The 15,379-nt window shown below is 63.1% G+C and carries 13 protein-coding genes and 4 pseudogenes; 12 read left to right on the top strand and 5 right to left on the bottom strand.

Annotated features, from left to right (window positions below; translation table 11 throughout):
* A pseudogene (locus ACFSQT_RS38425) lies at positions 1-1,385 on the bottom strand (NAD(P)-binding domain-containing protein); the annotation flags it as partial.
* Positions 1,386-1,840: 455 nt separating this feature from the next.
* Here ACFSQT_RS38425 and ACFSQT_RS38420 point away from each other — a divergent pair.
* From ACFSQT_RS38420 to purD, 5 genes and pseudogenes are all read left to right on the top strand, one after another.
* Positions 1,841-2,242: a DUF6600 domain-containing protein gene (locus ACFSQT_RS38420; protein WP_379027185.1), complete on the top strand. Its 402-nt coding sequence runs from the start codon at positions 1,841-1,843 to the stop codon at positions 2,240-2,242.
* Positions 2,190-2,657, top strand: a complete 468-nt coding sequence (locus tag ACFSQT_RS38415) for a hypothetical protein (protein WP_379027184.1) — start codon at positions 2,190-2,192, stop codon at positions 2,655-2,657. The genes ACFSQT_RS38420 and ACFSQT_RS38415 overlap by 53 nt, the downstream gene beginning before the upstream one ends.
* A gap of 557 nt (positions 2,658-3,214) precedes the next feature.
* A pseudogene (locus tag ACFSQT_RS38410) lies at positions 3,215-3,468 on the top strand (thiamine pyrophosphate-binding protein); the annotation flags it as partial.
* Positions 3,467-3,589, top strand: a pseudogene (locus tag ACFSQT_RS38405) (phytanoyl-CoA dioxygenase family protein); the annotation flags it as partial. The pseudogenes ACFSQT_RS38410 and ACFSQT_RS38405, both read left to right, overlap by 2 nt.
* A gap of 158 nt (positions 3,590-3,747) precedes the next feature.
* Positions 3,748-5,025: a phosphoribosylamine--glycine ligase gene (gene purD / locus ACFSQT_RS38400; protein WP_379019980.1), complete on the top strand. Its 1,278-nt coding sequence runs from the start codon at positions 3,748-3,750 to the stop codon at positions 5,023-5,025.
* A gap of 25 nt (positions 5,026-5,050) precedes the next feature.
* On the opposite strand, the gene ACFSQT_RS38395 is transcribed toward purD, so the two are convergent.
* Positions 5,051-6,163 carry a glycoside hydrolase family 25 protein gene (locus ACFSQT_RS38395; protein ID WP_379027186.1) on the bottom strand — a complete coding sequence of 371 codons (1,113 nt, stop codon included), beginning with the start codon at positions 6,161-6,163 and terminating at the stop codon, positions 5,051-5,053.
* Positions 6,164-6,231: 68 nt separating this feature from the next.
* Here ACFSQT_RS38395 and ACFSQT_RS38390 point away from each other — a divergent pair, with 68 nt between their 5' ends.
* The 3 genes from ACFSQT_RS38390 (at position 6,232) to ACFSQT_RS38380 (ending at position 9,059) form a co-directional block, all read left to right on the top strand.
* Complete coding sequence (locus tag ACFSQT_RS38390) at positions 6,232-6,402, top strand: hypothetical protein (protein ID WP_379027183.1); 171 nt, start codon at positions 6,232-6,234, stop codon at positions 6,400-6,402.
* A gap of 116 nt (positions 6,403-6,518) precedes the next feature.
* Positions 6,519-8,288 carry an acyl-CoA dehydrogenase gene (locus ACFSQT_RS38385; RefSeq protein ID WP_379027182.1) on the top strand — a complete coding sequence of 590 codons (1,770 nt, stop codon included), beginning with the start codon at positions 6,519-6,521 and terminating at the stop codon, positions 8,286-8,288.
* Between the two features lie 18 nt (positions 8,289-8,306).
* Positions 8,307-9,059, top strand: a complete 753-nt coding sequence (locus ACFSQT_RS38380) for a crotonase/enoyl-CoA hydratase family protein (protein WP_379016924.1) — start codon at positions 8,307-8,309, stop codon at positions 9,057-9,059.
* Positions 9,060-9,062: 3 nt separating this feature from the next.
* Here the strand turns inward: ACFSQT_RS38380 and pdxH are convergent, their stop codons facing one another.
* Positions 9,063-9,680: a pyridoxamine 5'-phosphate oxidase gene (gene pdxH, locus ACFSQT_RS38375; RefSeq protein ID WP_379016923.1), complete on the bottom strand. Its 618-nt coding sequence runs from the start codon at positions 9,678-9,680 to the stop codon at positions 9,063-9,065.
* A 59-nt stretch (positions 9,681-9,739) separates the two neighbouring features.
* Here pdxH and ACFSQT_RS38370 point away from each other — a divergent pair, with 59 nt between their 5' ends.
* The gene (locus tag ACFSQT_RS38370) at positions 9,740-10,201 is read left to right on the top strand and encodes an RT0821/Lpp0805 family surface protein (protein ID WP_379016922.1); all 462 of its coding nucleotides are present in this window, start codon (positions 9,740-9,742) and stop codon (positions 10,199-10,201) included.
* Between the two features lie 59 nt (positions 10,202-10,260).
* On the opposite strand, the pseudogene ACFSQT_RS38365 reads toward ACFSQT_RS38370, so the two are convergent.
* A pseudogene (locus ACFSQT_RS38365) lies at positions 10,261-11,686 on the bottom strand (M20 family metallopeptidase).
* 272 nt (positions 11,687-11,958) lie between these two features.
* Here ACFSQT_RS38365 and ACFSQT_RS38360 point away from each other — a divergent pair.
* The 3 genes from ACFSQT_RS38360 (at position 11,959) to ACFSQT_RS38350 (ending at position 14,447) form a co-directional block, all read left to right on the top strand.
* The gene (locus tag ACFSQT_RS38360; RefSeq protein WP_379016921.1) at positions 11,959-12,888 is read left to right on the top strand and encodes a DnaJ C-terminal domain-containing protein; all 930 of its coding nucleotides are present in this window, start codon (positions 11,959-11,961) and stop codon (positions 12,886-12,888) included.
* A gap of 107 nt (positions 12,889-12,995) precedes the next feature.
* Positions 12,996-13,814 (top strand): enoyl-ACP reductase FabI, encoded by an 819-nt coding sequence (gene fabI, locus ACFSQT_RS38355; protein ID WP_352600354.1) that lies wholly within the window; start codon positions 12,996-12,998, stop codon positions 13,812-13,814.
* Between the two features lie 45 nt (positions 13,815-13,859).
* The gene (locus ACFSQT_RS38350; protein ID WP_379016919.1) at positions 13,860-14,447 is read left to right on the top strand and encodes a histidine phosphatase family protein; all 588 of its coding nucleotides are present in this window, start codon (positions 13,860-13,862) and stop codon (positions 14,445-14,447) included.
* Between the two features lie 74 nt (positions 14,448-14,521).
* Here the strand turns inward: ACFSQT_RS38350 and ACFSQT_RS38345 are convergent, their stop codons facing one another.
* Positions 14,522-15,241 (bottom strand): carbonic anhydrase, encoded by a 720-nt coding sequence (locus tag ACFSQT_RS38345; protein ID WP_379016918.1) that lies wholly within the window; start codon positions 15,239-15,241, stop codon positions 14,522-14,524.
* Positions 15,242-15,379 lie beyond the last annotated feature (138 nt).

Raw genomic sequence — 15,379 nt, 5'->3', positions numbered from 1 at the left:
CGGAAGCGCCGACGTCGATGTAGTAGCCCGAACCACGCCGCAGATACTTCATGAACAGGCCTGACTCGTCATCGCCCCAGTCGAGCATGAAGCCGGCCTTCTCCAGACCCGCGTAGAATTTTGCATCGCGCTTCTTCATCTCGGCGTAAGCCGGGATCTGAAATTCGTGCAGGATCTTGTAGGGCAGGGAGGCAAAGACGAGATCCGCCTTGGCCGTGGTCATGCCGCTCTGAACCGCCTGTTCCGAGTAGAGGGACCCCAGCCCGATCTCCATCAACGTGTCGGACTTGACGATATGGGTGGTCGAGCGTTGCACCATGGTGACATCGACGCCGGCTTCCCAAAGTGCCGCTGCTATGTCGTGGGCGGAATTGTTCGAACCGACGACAACAGCTTTTTTGCCGGCATAGGCATCGGGGCCGACATGCTTCGATGAGTGATGCTGATCGCCCTTGAAGTTTTCCATGCCTTTGAATTTCGCACATTGGCCTTGCCCGATTGTCCCGTGGCCAGCACCAGTTGCTTCGGCTTCAGTGTGATGTCCTTGCCGTCGCGGTGGACGACGACGATCCATTCCTTTGTCTTGTCGTCATAGGAGGCGCTCTTGGCCTCGGTCGAGGACCAGTAGTTCAGCTCCATCACCTTGGTGTACATTTCCAGCCAGTCGCCGATCTTGTCCTTTGGCGAGAAGACCGGCCAGTTCTTCGGGAAATCGATATAGGGCAAATGGTCGTACCAGACCGGATCATGCAGGCAGAGCGACTTGTAGCGCTTGCGCCAGCTGTCACCGGGCCGCTCGTTCTCTCGATGATGATTGTGGGAACGCCGAGCTGCCGCAGCCGCGCACCGAGCGCGATGCGCCCTGGCCGCCGCCGATGATCACCGTGTAGGGCTGCGTCTTGAAGCCGAGCTCAGTGGCTTCCTTCTCGCGTTCTTCCTTCCAAGTCGGCCGGTTCTTGCCCGAGCCATGCTTGGCGCCCATCGGCCGTGCGAAACCCGCCGGCTCCTCGTGGCCTTCAACTCGGCCATGGTGGTCAGCAGCGTCCAGATCTTGCCGTCCTTCAGCCTGATGTGGCCGAAGCCGCGCGCCACCTCGGTCTCGAAGCTGATCCAGCCGTCGATCAGCCCATCACTCTCGGTCGCATCCTCGCCCTTGGCGATGGCAAAGTGGGATGGCCTGGTCTTCGACAACTGGCTTTTCAGCATGTCGCGGACCTGGTCGCGGCCTTCCATGGTCTTGATGTTCCAGGTGAAGGTGACGAGGTCGCGCCAGTAGCAGTCCTCCTGAAAGCAATCGACCGCTTTCTCGATGTCATTGGCGGCCAGGGCGGCGCCGAATTGTCGAGCAGGTCGGACAGTTTCTTGTTTGGGGCCTTGTCGAGCATCAGCTTTCCTCCCGTGGAATCCAGATCGTCATGGTGGCTCCGCCGGACGTGCCGGCCGAACGATGAAGTATCGGCAGAGATGACGGCCTTCGTCACGCCCCACCATAGTTTTCAGTGGTTTCAATGGCTTGTCTGGAATTGGGGTCACCGGGGCTAGCGGCAATGCTGCGCCGGTCGCGCAAACGTGATGATCATGTGCCGCAATGCGGTCACGGAGGCTAATGACAACCGATCGGTAAGAAGCCGGGAAGCGAAAGCGGGCAACGGGCGGTTCCTGGCGATTTTCTGGATGCGGAACTCTGGAGCCCGTCATGCCCGTTATGCACCCGTCTTCACTTCACTTTGTTGGCCGGCGCACACGTGCCGCTGCGATGGCTCTGGTCATGGCCCTGAGCGCAACCTTGACCAGTCCCGCTGGTGCCCGGAACCCAAGCCGCGCATGCGGCGGAGATTCCGTGACCATCCGCGAGAGGCTTTCAGGCTATGGCGGATGGCGAACCTCCAGCCGCTTCGGCGACGTCTGGTTTCCGACGGTCCGCGCCGAGTGGCGGCCCTACACCGAAGGCAGATGGGTCTGGACCGACGACGGCTGGTACTGGCAATCCGCCGAGCCGTTCGGCGATGTCGTCTACCATTACGGCCGCTGGGCCTATGATTCCGATTTCGGCTGGGTGTGGATCGCCGGCGACCAATGGGCGCCAGCCTGGGTGGTCTGGCGCCAGGGTGGCGACGATGTCGGCTGGGCGCCTGCGCCGCCCGATGTCGACGTCGCCTTTGACGATGCATGGTGGTGTTTCGTGCCGGGTGGCGGCGATCGGCGCGGTCGATCTGGTCAGGGTGGTTCGGCCCGCCGCTGAAAATGTCGTCATCGTGCGCAACACGACGATCATCAACCAGACGGTTGTCGTCAACAACGCGCCGCATGTGCGGCTCGGCAACCAGGTTGTGGCGATCAATGCAGGACCCGGGCTGCAACGGTTCCCGAAAGCCGTCATAGCCTCGATCAAGGCGGCAAAATTGACTCCGCCTCGCAAGGGGGTGATCGCCAGCGCGCGGCTCGATACTTCGAGGGGCGCCGAGAGCAAGAAGCTGGCCGGCAATGGAACACCGGCCGCGGCGGTCGCCAATACGAGCGGGCCGACCGTCACGGGTCACGGCCCCAAGACGGTGACCGGCGACAAGGCCATTTCTCCAGGCGCTGTGACAGCGGGCAATCCCGCCGCCGCCAAGCCGGGTGTACGCAAGCGGATGGTCGCCAGCAATGGCGTGTAAGGGCCGATGCACTCAAGGTCCATGCCAGCAAGAGCGCAGGCAATGGACGGGTCGTCGTAAAGTCGTCGCCCAACTCGGCTCCACTCAAGTCGGTACCCGGCCAGCGCCTCGCATACCGAGCCGGGCCGCAAAAGCCGCACCAGCAGGCGCTGGCAATGCATACGACCCCGCACCATAGTCCGGCGCAGGTCGCGCCTCACCGTCCGCCGGCAATGACGCAGGCCAAGAAGGTGTCCAAATGTGATCCGCGCGTTTCCCGCTGCAAGGCGCCGGGCTGACCATCGCAGTCGCGCCGGCCGCGTGCCGGCGCGATTTTTCCCGTTGACAGGCTGCCTTTCCCGCCCTTAGTGTCCCGCCACCATGAAACGGCACTCATTCTCGTAGGAAAGCGCGTGGGCAAGGCGGTGTAACCGCCGGGCGAAAACCTCCCATGCGCAACACACAGGCTCCCTCGGGGGCCTTTTTATTGCCTGAAACACGACTAAACGACCAGCAACGCCCAAATGGCGACAGTACGGGACCAGACCGATGAGCAACGGACAGAGTGAGCGGCGTGAATGACGGGCGCCGAAATGGTGGTGCAGGCGCTGAGGGACAATGGCGTCAAGCATGTCTTCGGCTATCCGGCGGCGCGGTACTCCCGATCTACGACGAGATTTTCCAACAGGACGAGGTCGAGCACATTCTGGTCCGCCACGAGCAGGGCGCCGGCCACGCGGCGGAAGGCTATGCGCGCTCGACCGGCAAGGCCGGTGTCATGCTGGTGACGTCGGGACCGGGCGCCACCAATGCGGTGACGCCGCTGCAGGATCGGCGACGACGCGCGCTATGTCGAGCGGCCGGGGCGCACCTCGCCGCCCTACCATGGCCACGGCATGCAGCCGGGACAGAGGCTGCGCGAGGACTGGTTCCCGGTCGTCTTCCAGGGCTGAAGGACTTGCCAGAAAATAGCCGGTGGTGTGCGCCGCCGATTTTCGGGAGGGGTAACGTTCCCGTGCGCAATTCCGATCAAAGCGCCCTGATGCCTTGACCCACCGAGCAGAGAGCAATAGCGGGTTCTCTGCAGGATCACAGGCATCAAGAGGTGGCCATGAACGTTCTTCTTCTCGGCTCCGGCGGCCGCGAACATGCGCTCGCCTGGAAGCTCGCCGCGTCGCCGCTGCTGAGCAGGCTCTATGCGGCTCCCGGCAATCCGGGCATCGGCGGCGAGGCCGAACTGGTGAAGCTGGACATTACCGATCACGCCGCCGCTGCCGCCTTCTGCAAGGACCAGAAGATCGACCTCGTCTTGGTCGGTCCGGAGGGACCGCTGGTCGCCGGCATTGCCGACGATCTGCGCGCGCAAGGCATTCGCGTCTTCGGACCCTCCAAGGCCGCCGCACGGCTGGAAGGTTCAAAGGGGTTCACCAAGGATCTCTGCGCCAGATACGACATCCCCACCGCCGCCTATGGCCGTTTCGGCGATCTGGCGTCCGCCAAAGCCTATGTCGAAAAGGCGGGCGCACCGATCGTCATCAAGGCCGATGGCCTGGCCGCCGGCAAGGGCGTCACCGTCGCCATGACGCTCAGTGAGGCACAGGCGGCACTCGATGCCTGTTTCGACGGGTCTTTCGGCGCTGCCGGAGCGGAAGTGGTGGTCGAGGAATTCATGACCGGCGAAGAGGCAAGTTTCTTCTGCCTCTGCGATGGCACCACGGCGCTGCCCTTCGGCACCGCGCAGGACCACAAGCGTGTCGGCGATGGCGATGTCGGCCCCAACACCGGCGGCATGGGCGCCTATTCTCCGGCGCCGGTGATGACGCCGCGGATGATAGAGCGCACCATGCGCGAGATCATCGAGCCAACCATGCGTGGCATGGCCGAGTTGGGCGCCCCTTTCGCCGGCATTCTCTTTGCCGGGCTGATGATCACTGACAAGGGGCCGAAGCTGATCGAATACAACACCCGTTTCGGCGATCCGGAATGCCAGGTGCTGATGATGCGGCTGAAGGACGATCTGCTGGTCCTGCTCAATGCGGCAACCGACGGCCAGCTTGCGCACACCTCGGTGCGCTGGCGCGATGAAGCCGCACTCACCGTGGTGATGGCGGCCAGGGGCTATCCCGGCACGCCGGAAAAGGGGTCTGTCATCCGCGGCGTCGAGGATGCGGCGGGCGACGGCGTCCAGATCTTTCATGCCGGTACCGCCATCAATAGCGGTGCGCTGGTTGCCAATGGCGGCCGCGTCCTCAACGTCACGGCATCAGGCGCTACGGTCGGCGAGGCGCAGCGACGCGCCTATGCCGCGCTCGACCGGATCGATTGGCCGGATGGCTTCTGCCGCCGCGACATCGGCTGGCAGGCGATCGCGCGGGAACAGGCAAACTGACGTTCTGGACTGGCGGAACGGCAGCTTACCGCAAACCGCGATCGATCTCGGTCGAAGCGGTGCTGAGCGGATCGGCCGAGGCAAAGGCGGCATCGAGTTGCTCGGGCGAACGCTGTTCGGTCCGCTTCCAGGCGACATATTGGACAATGCCGAAGGCCGGCCGTCGCGGCACCGTCTTCACCACCGGCATGCGGAAGCCGTCGCGGAACTTCGTCCAGCGCGTGCCCAGCGCCGCGACCACTTCCTCGAAGGTCGGCGGCGCCGCAACCGAGGCGTAGGTGATGGTGACGTTGCCGGCGAGGCCGGCTTCGCGTGAGACCGGCAGCGGTATCGAGGCGAGATAGTCAGGCGGCACGTCGATCAGGCCGCCGAACGGCCATTGCGCGCGCAGCGTGGCGGCGTCCGCCGGCGCGACATTGACGTCGATGTCCTTTGGCGTGCCGGCGACCCTGTAAGGGCAGCGGAACCGGCCGCAATTGGCTTGCGCCGAAAACTGCCACAGCGCGTAGCCTTGCCAGTTGCCCATCGGAAAATGCACGTCGATGTCTGGTTTGTAGCGGGCATACCAGAGCGGCAGCCGCGACAGGAGCCGGTATCGGTAGCTGTTGTCGGCAATGTACTGGGCGGTCTTGCCGTTGCTGTAGAGCACCGGGAAGCGGCCGATGCGTCGATGCACCTGGCGCACGAACTCTTCGGCATCGTCGAGCGACATCCATTGCGAAGGATCGTTGCCCTCGATGTCGAGCGCCAGCAGATCGTCCGGCGCGGGTTCGGCGAAATCGAGGAAATTATTGGCCTGCTCGACCGGATTGCCGGGGCGGGCGAGGTGATAGGCGCCCCATTTGAGGCCGAGTGCCTTGGCGACCACCTTGCGCGTCTGGAACAGTTCGCGCGTCACCGCGTGGCGTTTCCACAGCGCCTTGCACAGCTTGACCTCGGTGTCGTCGCCGAGACAGAAATAGGGCGGCGGCATGCCGTCGGATGCCTTGTTGATGAAGCCGACGATCCGCTTGTCGGTGGCGAGTTGGGCCCAGTCGATGGAATTGTATTCGTAGGCGTCGACGACCAGGGCGCGGTCGGCGTCCTTCCAGGGCTCGGAGAAATCCGAGGCCTTTGCCGCCATCGACAGCGCCATCATCGCCGCAAAAGCGAAAAACGTTGTGCGGCGAAACAGGCGCGCGGTCCTTTTCAAACAGGGAATCCCCGTTGATCAAAGACAAATCCTGGACCGCTATGGTTAAGGAAATGCTTCCGGGTGCGGAAGCCAGATCTGCGGCGGCGTTTGGCGACGACCAGCGCGAAATTACCGCGGTTCAACGACAAGCCGTTGGCAGGCCTTGGCGGTTTTGCGCCGGCGCGATTGCAAAATCCGCGTGACAAAGTTTGACGTTTACGTAAAAAGAAGATGGGAGACCGCCGCCCAAAGGCGGATGGTTTTGCGGCAGTGCGGGTCCTAGGATCAGTCAGCCGATGGTTCAGGAGGAGGGAGCGGCATGTATCGGGCAGCGGTCGAGGATATCGCTTTCACGCTCAAGCGCGTGGCTGGTCTCAAGCCGGCCCTTGATGCCGGCACCTTCGGCGATCTCGGCGAGGATCTGGTCGATGCCATCCTGGCCGAGGCCGGCCGCTTCGCCACCGACGAAGTCGCGCCACTCTACAAGATCGGCGACGAGCATGGCGCGGTGCTGAAGGACGCGGCCGTCACCACGCCACCCGGCTGGAAGGAGCTTTACCGGCGCTGGATCGACGGCGGCTGGAACGCACTTTCAGGACCGGAGGAGTTTGGCGGCCAGGGCCTGCCCACCATGCTTGCCGTTGCCGCGCTCGAAATGTGGAACTCCGCCGCTATGGCCTTCGGCATCGGCCCGACGCTGACCATGGGCGCGGTCGAGGCGCTCGACAAGCATGCCTCCGAGGCGCTCAAGGCCAAATATCTGGCAAAGCTCGTCTCCGGCGAGTGGATGGGCACGATGAACCTGACCGAGCCGCAGGCCGGCTCGGACCTCAATGCCTTGCGCGCCCGCGCCGAGCCGGTGGGCGATGGCACCTACCGCATCTTCGGCCAGAAGATCTTCATCACCTATGGCGAGCACGACTTCACCGACAACATCATCCATCTGGTTCTGGCGCGGCTGCCCGATGCGCCGGCCGGCACGCGCGGCATATCGCTGTTCCTGGTGCCGAAATTCCTGGTCGGCGACGATGGATCGCTGGGCGCGCGCAACGACGTCTTCTGCTCCGGCCTGGAGCATAAGCTCGGCATCCATGCCTCGCCGACCTGCACCATGATCTATGGCGATGGTTTTGGGGGCGCTGCGCCCGGCGCCATCGGCTGGCTGATCGGCGAGGAGAACAAGGGCCTCGCCTGCATGTTCACCATGATGAACAATGCGCGTCTCGCCGTCGGCATGCAGGGCGTGGCGGTGGCCGAGACCGCTACCCAGAAGGCGATCGCCTATGCCAATGAGCGTCGTCAGGGTAAGGCCGCAGGCTACGGCGGCGCCGGTATGGCGCCGATCGTCCATCACCCCGACGTACAGCGCAATCTGCTCACCATGCAGGCGCTGACCCAGATCGCGCGCGCCATCAGCTATTCCTGCGCCCACGCCATTGACCGCGCCCGCGTCGCCGGAGGCGAGGCCGCCGCCAACTGGCGCGACCGCGCCAACCTGCTGACACCTTTGGCAAAAGCCTTCTCGACCGATGTTGGCGTCGAGGTCGCCTCGCTGGGTGTCCAGGTGCATGGCGGCATGGGCTTCATCGAGGAGACGGGCGCGGCGGCGCTCTATCGCGATGCCAGAATCGCCCCGATCTACGAGGGCACCAATGGCATCCAGGCCATTGACCTTGTGGCGCGCAAGCTGCCGCTGGGCGGCGGCGAGCATGTGCATAGATACATTGCCGAACTGAAGGCGGTCGCCGATGCGGTGCGGATCTCCAACGTCGAAGGCTTTGGCCGCACCGCCGATGCGCTCGACCAGGCACTCGACGACCTCACCGAAGCGACGCGCTTCCTGCAGAAGCTGATGGCCGATGGCCATTTGGATGCGGCCCAGGCGGGCGCCACGCCCTATCTCAGGCTGATCTCGCTCGCCGCCGGTGGTGCCTATCTGGCGCAAGGCGGGCTCGCCGATCATAGCCGCGTCCCGCTTTGCCGCTTCTTCGCCGAGAATCTGCTTGGCGAAACGCGCGCCTTGAAGGAGCGCGTCACCGGCGGCGCCGAAAGCCTTGCCGCTGCCGGCAAGGCGCTCATCTCTGCCTGACGTTCACAAGGAAAAACCGTGACAGATCATATCCTCGTCGAGCGCCAGGGCGCCATCCAGATCATCCGCATGAACCGGCCGGACAAGAAGAACGCGCTGACGCGCGCCATGTATGCGAAAATGTCAAAAGCCCTGGCCGAGGGCGACGCCGACCAGGCAATCCGTGTCCATGTGTTCCTCGGCGTGCCAGGCGCCTTCTCCTCCGGCAACGACCTGGCCGATTTCATGGTCGTCGCCACCGGCGGCGACGGCGGCACCGAGGTCTGGGACTTCCTGATGGCGCTGGCCAGGATCGAAAAGCCCATGGTCTCCGGCGTCGACGGCATCGCGGTCGGCATCGGCACGACGCTCAACCTGCATTGCGACCTGACCTTCGCCACGCCGCGCACTGTGTTCAGGACGCCTTTCGTCGATCTCGGACTGGTGCCCGAAGCAGGATCGAGCCTTTTGGCGCCGCGCATCCTGGGGCAGCAGGGTGCTTTCGCGCTGCTCGGCCTTGGCGAGGGCTTTTCGGCCGAACGGGCGAAGGCCGCCGGCCTGATCTACGATGTGGTCGAGGAAGACGCGCTGGAGGCCTCGGTGCTGGCGGCGGCCGGCCAGATCGCGGCCAAGCCGCCGCAGGCGCTGAAGATCGCGCGTGACCTGATGCGCGGCTCGCGCGACGACCTCGTCGCCCGCATCGGCGAGGAAAGCGAGCATTTCCGCGCGCGGCTGAAATCGGATGAAGCGCGCGCCGCGCTCACGGCGTTCATGACCAGGAAGAAAGCCTGAGCTTTAGGGGTAAAGCCTCGTCTTGCCCCAGCCGCCTTTCGTATCGCGCGAAAAGACCACACGGTCATGCAGCCGGAACGGTCGGTCGTGCCAGAACTCGATGGTCGTGGGCACGATGCGGAAACCCGACCAATGCTTTGGCCGTGGAATTTCGCCGATCGGATAGCGTGCCGTGTATTCGGCCACCGCCTTTTCCAGTGCAAAGCGGCTTTCTAGCGGCCGCGACTGTTTCGAAGCCCAGGCGCCGATGCGGCTGCCGCGCGGTCGCGTCGCGTAGTAGGCGTCGGCTTCGGCGTCGCTGACGATCTCCACCGGACCGCGCACACGCACCTGGCGGCGCAGCGATTTCCAATGGAAACACATCGCCGCCTTCATGCTGCCAAGAATTTGCTGGCCCTTGGCGCTCTCGAAATTCGTATAGAACACAAAACCGCCTTCATCGAACCCCTTGAGCAGTACCATCCGTACATCCGGCATGCCGTCGGCATCGACGGTCGCCAGCGCCACGCCGTTGGGGTCGTTCATTTCGCTTTTGGTGGCGTCCTCCAGCCATGCAGCAAAAAGGCGAAACGGCTCCGCCGCCTCGGTAAAGTCACGGCTTGTTAACTCTGTGTCACTCATAGTTTTTCTCAAATTGTTGCGAAGCCAAAGATTCTTATGGAGCAAGGGGAGGTTGCCGATTGTCGCGTATCGCGCAAGCTTTTGACAGCAGGCAAAGCAGCCTAATTGCTTCAGCCAGCGCCAAAGCCGCGATCGTGATGATCGTCCTGCCGCTTGCCGCCTGCGGCGCGGGTGGCTTCAGCCTGCAAAAAGCAGAAGTTGATCGGTCGATTCTGACCAGCAGCACCTCCGCCCCATCCGCGCCGGCCAGTTCGGATCGCGACTCCGACCAGACGACGATCGGCAATGCGGTGTCCTCGGCCGACATCGAGCAACTCGGCGGTCAGGCCGTGCCGTGGGCGAATGCCGGTACCGGGTCACGCGGCTCTATCACCGGGCTGGCCGAATTGAAGGACAAGGGCCAGACATGCCGCCGTTTCATGGCCTCGCGCGAAAGCTTTGATGGCGTTGCCATGTTCGAAGGCGAACTCTGCCTGGCCAGTGCCGGTAGCTGGCACATGCAGGACTTCAAGGCGCTTTAAGTGTTCCAGACCACATGTTTGGCCCACATCGATAGGCGATTATGCGCCAAGAGCCGACCTCAAGTGGCATCGACATCAATGTCTGCTTTCCGAAGGCCTGAGCGAGTCATTGGCTGTCCATTCGGCTCGCCCAAATCCCAGTAAAGTCCTGCCATCAGCCCCAAGCCTTCTCGGACAATGGCAACCGGCAGATGCTCATTGGGCGCGTGCTGCGAACACCCCGGATAAGAATGCGGAACCCAAATGGTCGCCATTTCAAGAATTTCGGAAAAGACGTCGTTCGGGAGTGACCCACCGAGGCTTGGCAGAATAGCGGTTTCTTTCCCGTCGTACGGGCAATCGAATCTACCACCCAACTGACCCATGGGTGCTTCGGATCGAGCCGCGTCGCGTGAAAAACTTCGTCGCGTGCTTTCGCAATCTGCACGGTCGAAAATCCGTTGCGGTCCAGATGACGGCGCAAGGCAGGGAGGATTTTCTGCACGTCCACGCCGATGACGAAGCGAAGCTGGCAACGCGCCCAGGCTCGGGATGGGATGGCGCCAACAGGCGTCCTTGGGTTCCCCGCCTCGAGAGCCAGAACCGAAAATGAGCACCACGCAAAAACCTTCTCCGCAGAGGTCAGGCCAGGCTCGCCCCAATCGAGATCGATCTTGGGCTCCTCCGTGCCGTTCTCCACCTCACAGTCCGCAAGCACGCGTCGCACATCGTCGGGAATGCTTGTCGGAAGCCACTCCGGAATCCGAATTTTTCCAGTCGGTTCGGTGATGCTCGCAATGGCATGGGCAAGTTGAATGGCGGGATCCGAGAGGAGACCGCCCCAGTTTCCCGAATGATGGCTGCCCTTCCGCGCGTCGATCCAGATGTCGAAGGAGATAGAGCCGCGTGAGCCCAAAAAACGGTCGGCCTTTCGGCGGAGAGGCGGGGACCATCCGAGGCGATCAGCACGTCCGATCGGAATAATTCCTTGTGGGTCTTGGCCAGTTCCCGCAGGCCAGGCGAGACCCGTTCTTCCCCCATTTCGATCAGATACTTGGCATTGAAGCCGAGCCTTCCGCGCGTCTCGATCACGGCTCGAAGAGCGCCGACGTTGATCGAATGCTGGCCCTTGTTGTCGGCGACGCCGCGTCCGTACCATTTGTTGTCACGTTCGGTCAGACGCCACGGGGAAAGTCCCTCGTCCCACTCGTCATCCAACCCGCGAATTGCGTCGCCGTGGCCATAGCCAAGTACCGTCGGACGTGTCGCGTCCTCTGTGCGTTCGGCGAAAAAGAATGGCCAGCCGTCCTGGCTAAGCGTTCGGCAGGCAAAGCCAAGCAGTTCGAATGTCGGCTTTATCTCAGCCTCGATATATTCAACCAGCACATGTTCGCGATCAGGGTTCTGGCTTTCTGTTGGCATGCCAATCCGACGGGCCAAATCCTCCCGAAAAGCGCCTGAATCGAAGTAGGCCTCCGATCGCGCTATCGCAGCCTCGCGCGTCATGCCTTCAGCCTAACATCGGTGGTCTTAGACGGCCAGTATCCATTCCGCCATGCCGTTGACGGTATTTGGCTGGGAATGAACGCTTGGCGCGCCCGATGGCCGACATTCGCCAGGTTTCGGAAGCGAACAATTGGAGCGCGCAAGAGATTAAGGCGATAGTAGAAGCTCGCTTCAATTTCGCCGTCTATGTGGCTATGCGCCACTGGAATTTCTTCCTATGCGAGCGCATATAGAGGCAACTGTAGATTCACCCCTTCTTGCAGGCAGGACGCATGCGCGACCCCTATGAGGTGCTGGGCGTTGCCAAGAACGCATCGGCCAAGGACATAAAATCGGCGTACCGGAAACTTGCCAAGAAGCATCATCCGGACCAGAATCCGAATGATCCCAAGGCGAAGGACCGTTTTGCCGCGGCCAACCAGGCCTACGAGATCGTCGGCGACGAGAAGAATCGCGCCGCGTTCGATCGCGGCGAGATCGACGCCGACGGCAAGCCGCGTTTCCAGGGTTTTGAGGGCGCTGCCGGTGGCGGTGATCCCTTCGCCGGGTTTCGCCGGCAGCAAGGGCCTGGCGGTTCGCGATTCGAATTCCGCTCGGGCCGTCCGGGCGGCGATCCGTTCGACGGCAACAGCGATATCTTCAGCCAGATTTTCGGCGACGCCTTTTCGGGCGCGCGCGGCCCCGGCACGGGCGACCGCCGCCAGCAGGCCACCGCCGCCGATCTGAACGTGACCCTCGACGTCACCATCGAGGAAGCGGCGACCGCCGAAAAGGTGACGGCGATGTTTCCAGACGGCCGCAAGGTGGCGGTCAAGCTGCCGGCCTATGTCGAGGACGGCCAGACCATCCGGCTGAAGGGGCAAGGCGAGCAAGGGCCGGGCCAGCCGGGCGATGCGCTGGTCAAGATTCATCTGCGCCGGCATCCGCGCTACCGCATCGAGGGCCGCGACCTGCATGCCGATCTGCCGGTGACGCTGGCGGATGCGGTGCTCGGCGCCAAGGTTCCCGTCGAGACGCCGACCGGCAAGCTGGCGGTCAACGTTCCCGCCTGGTCGAGCTCGGACAAGGTCCTGCGGTTGAAGGGCAGGGGTCTGCCGGAGAAAGCCGGCGGCCATGGCGATCTCTATGCCCATGTGCGGATCATGCTGCCGGAAGGCGGCGATAGCGCGCTCGAAGCGCTGTTGCGCGGTCAAAAAGGCTGATTGGCGGCTTTTGTCCCCCGAACTGTCCGGTTTGAACGCTTGAAGGGGCAGTGTGCCTGTGCGATAGGGCACTCCACAAAGCTGAAAATCTTGCGGAGAGCGCTGACATGGCGGGTGGACAGGGCCTTATGGCCGGCAAGCGCGGCCTTATTCTTGGCGTCGCCAACAACAGATCGATCGCCTATGGCATCGCCAAGGCCTGCGTCGACCATGGCGCCGAGATCGCGCTCACCTATCAGGGCGAGGCGTTCAAGAAGCGTGTCGAGCCGCTGGCGGCGGAACTCGGCGCCTTTGTCGCCGGCCATTGCGACGTCACCGATCCGGCGAGCCTGGACGAGGTTTTCGCCAATGTCGCCAGGCATTGGGGCAAGCTTGATTTCCTCGTCCACGCCATCGCCTTTTCCGACAAGGACGAGCTGACCGGCCGTTACGTCGAGACGACGCGCGACAATTTCCTGCGCACCATGGACATTTCGGTCTATTCCTTCACCACCATTGCCAAGCGTGCCGAGGCGCTGATGACCAATGGTGGCTCGCTGCTGACGCTGACCTATTATGGCGCCGAAAAGGTGATGCCGCACTACAACGTCATGGGTGTCGCCAAGGCGGCGCTCGAGGCCAGCGTGCGTTATCTGGCCGTCGACCTCGGCGCCAAGAAGATTCGCGTCAACGCCATCTCGGCCGGCCCGATCAAGACGCTTGCCGCATCCGGTATCGGCGATTTCCGCTACATCCTGAAATGGAACGAATACAATTCGCCGCTGAAGCAGACGGTGACGCAGGAGGAAGTCGGCGATTCCGGCGTCTATTTCCTGTCCGATCTGTCGCGCGGCGTCACCGGTGAGGTGCATCATGTCGATTCAGGCTACCACGTCGTCGGCATGAAGGCGGTCGACGCCCCGGACATTTCGACGGTCAAGGACTGACACCCACGAACCGTCGTCCGTCCAGACCTCGTACCGGAAGACCTGATGTACCCGCTGGTTTATATCGTGCGCCACGGCCAGACCGCGTGGAACGCCGAATCCCGGCTTCAGGGGCAGGCCGACACCGACCTCAATGCGCTTGGCCGCGAGCAGGCGACCGGAAACGGTCATCGGCTGGCCGAGTTGGTGCAAAATCCCGCGGATTTCGATTTCGTCGCCAGCCCAATGAAGCGGACGCGCGAAACGATGCAGCGCATCCGCACCGCGATGAAGCTCGATCCGGATGGCTATCGAACCGATCCTCGCCTGGTGGAAGTCAATTTCGGCGATTGGCAGGGTTTTACCTATGCCGAGCTCAAGACGCAGTATCCAGGGGCGCGCCGGACACGCGCGCTGGACAAATGGAACTTCCAGCCGCCCGGCGAGGGCGCGGAGAGTTACCAGATGCTGCTCGAACGGGTGAAACCCTGGTTCGAGGCGATCCAGCGCCAGACGATCTGCGTAACGCATGGCGGGGTCATGCGGGCCCTGTTTCGCTTCGTGGAGGGGATGGCGGAGAACGAGGCAGCAAACCTGGAAATACCGCAGGATCGCGTGCTCAGGCTGCAGGGTGAACGCCTGGAGTGGCTGTAGCTGGAAAGGTTATTCATCCGAGATTGGTTTAGAAGGTTCCCAATTCTCGACCCCATCCGTCCCGGAAGAACGTCTCATTCGATGTAGGTCACCACACCCGTTTCAAGATCGTAGATTGCCGCGACGATCTTCAGCTTCCCGGCCCCGGTGAGATCGGCCAGGAGCTTGCTTGAAACGGCCAGGCGCCTCAAAGTCCTGCGCGCGCTCTCCTTGGCGGCGTTGTCTACGAAATCGCCCGCCTCGCTCCGCACCGCGATCGCCGCAGGCAGGATCGGTTCGATCATCGGGCCGATCGCGCCCGGATAGGTCGCGTTCTTGGTGACCACGTCACAAGCCGCCTTGACGGCACCGCAGCTCGTGTGCGCGAGGACGACGATCAACGGCGAGCCGAGCACCGCCGCGCCGTATTCGACCGTGCCGAGCGTCGCCGTGTCGACGAGATTGCCAGCGTTCCGCGCGACGAACAGTTCTCCAACGCCTTGGCCGCCGAAGATCAACTCAGGCGGAACGCGACTGTCGGCGCAACTGATGACCGTGGCCCATGGCGCCTGATGCCCGGCGACAGCCTTCCGCTGCGCGGCAAGGTCGATCGAGCACAGTTCCGGGTGGCTGACATAGAGTTCGTTGCCGGATTTCAGCGCGGCGAGCGCTGCATCGGGGGACAATGCCGGCGCAGCACTCTCTGCCGCACGCGCCGACCACGAAGCGCCGCCAAGCCCGATCGCAAGGAGCCCCGCGCCGACCTTGAGGAAACCCCTCCGGTCGACCCCTTCGCGCTCGCAGTCGCTGCACATTGTTCGGCTCCGCCCCGGATCTCCGATATTGTTCGAGATCCACCCGAGCCGACATTGCTACCAACGGAAGGCATTGGCAAGGGCCAGCCCTCGCCCGGCGCGTCCAAGCTGTTTAGAAGGTGGCCGATTCCGGCCTTG

It is taken from the genome of Mesorhizobium calcicola (genome assembly GCF_042682105.1).
Classification (GTDB): domain Bacteria; phylum Pseudomonadota; class Alphaproteobacteria; order Rhizobiales; family Rhizobiaceae; genus Mesorhizobium; species Mesorhizobium calcicola.
This window is presented reverse-complemented; position numbering and strand designations above follow the sequence as displayed.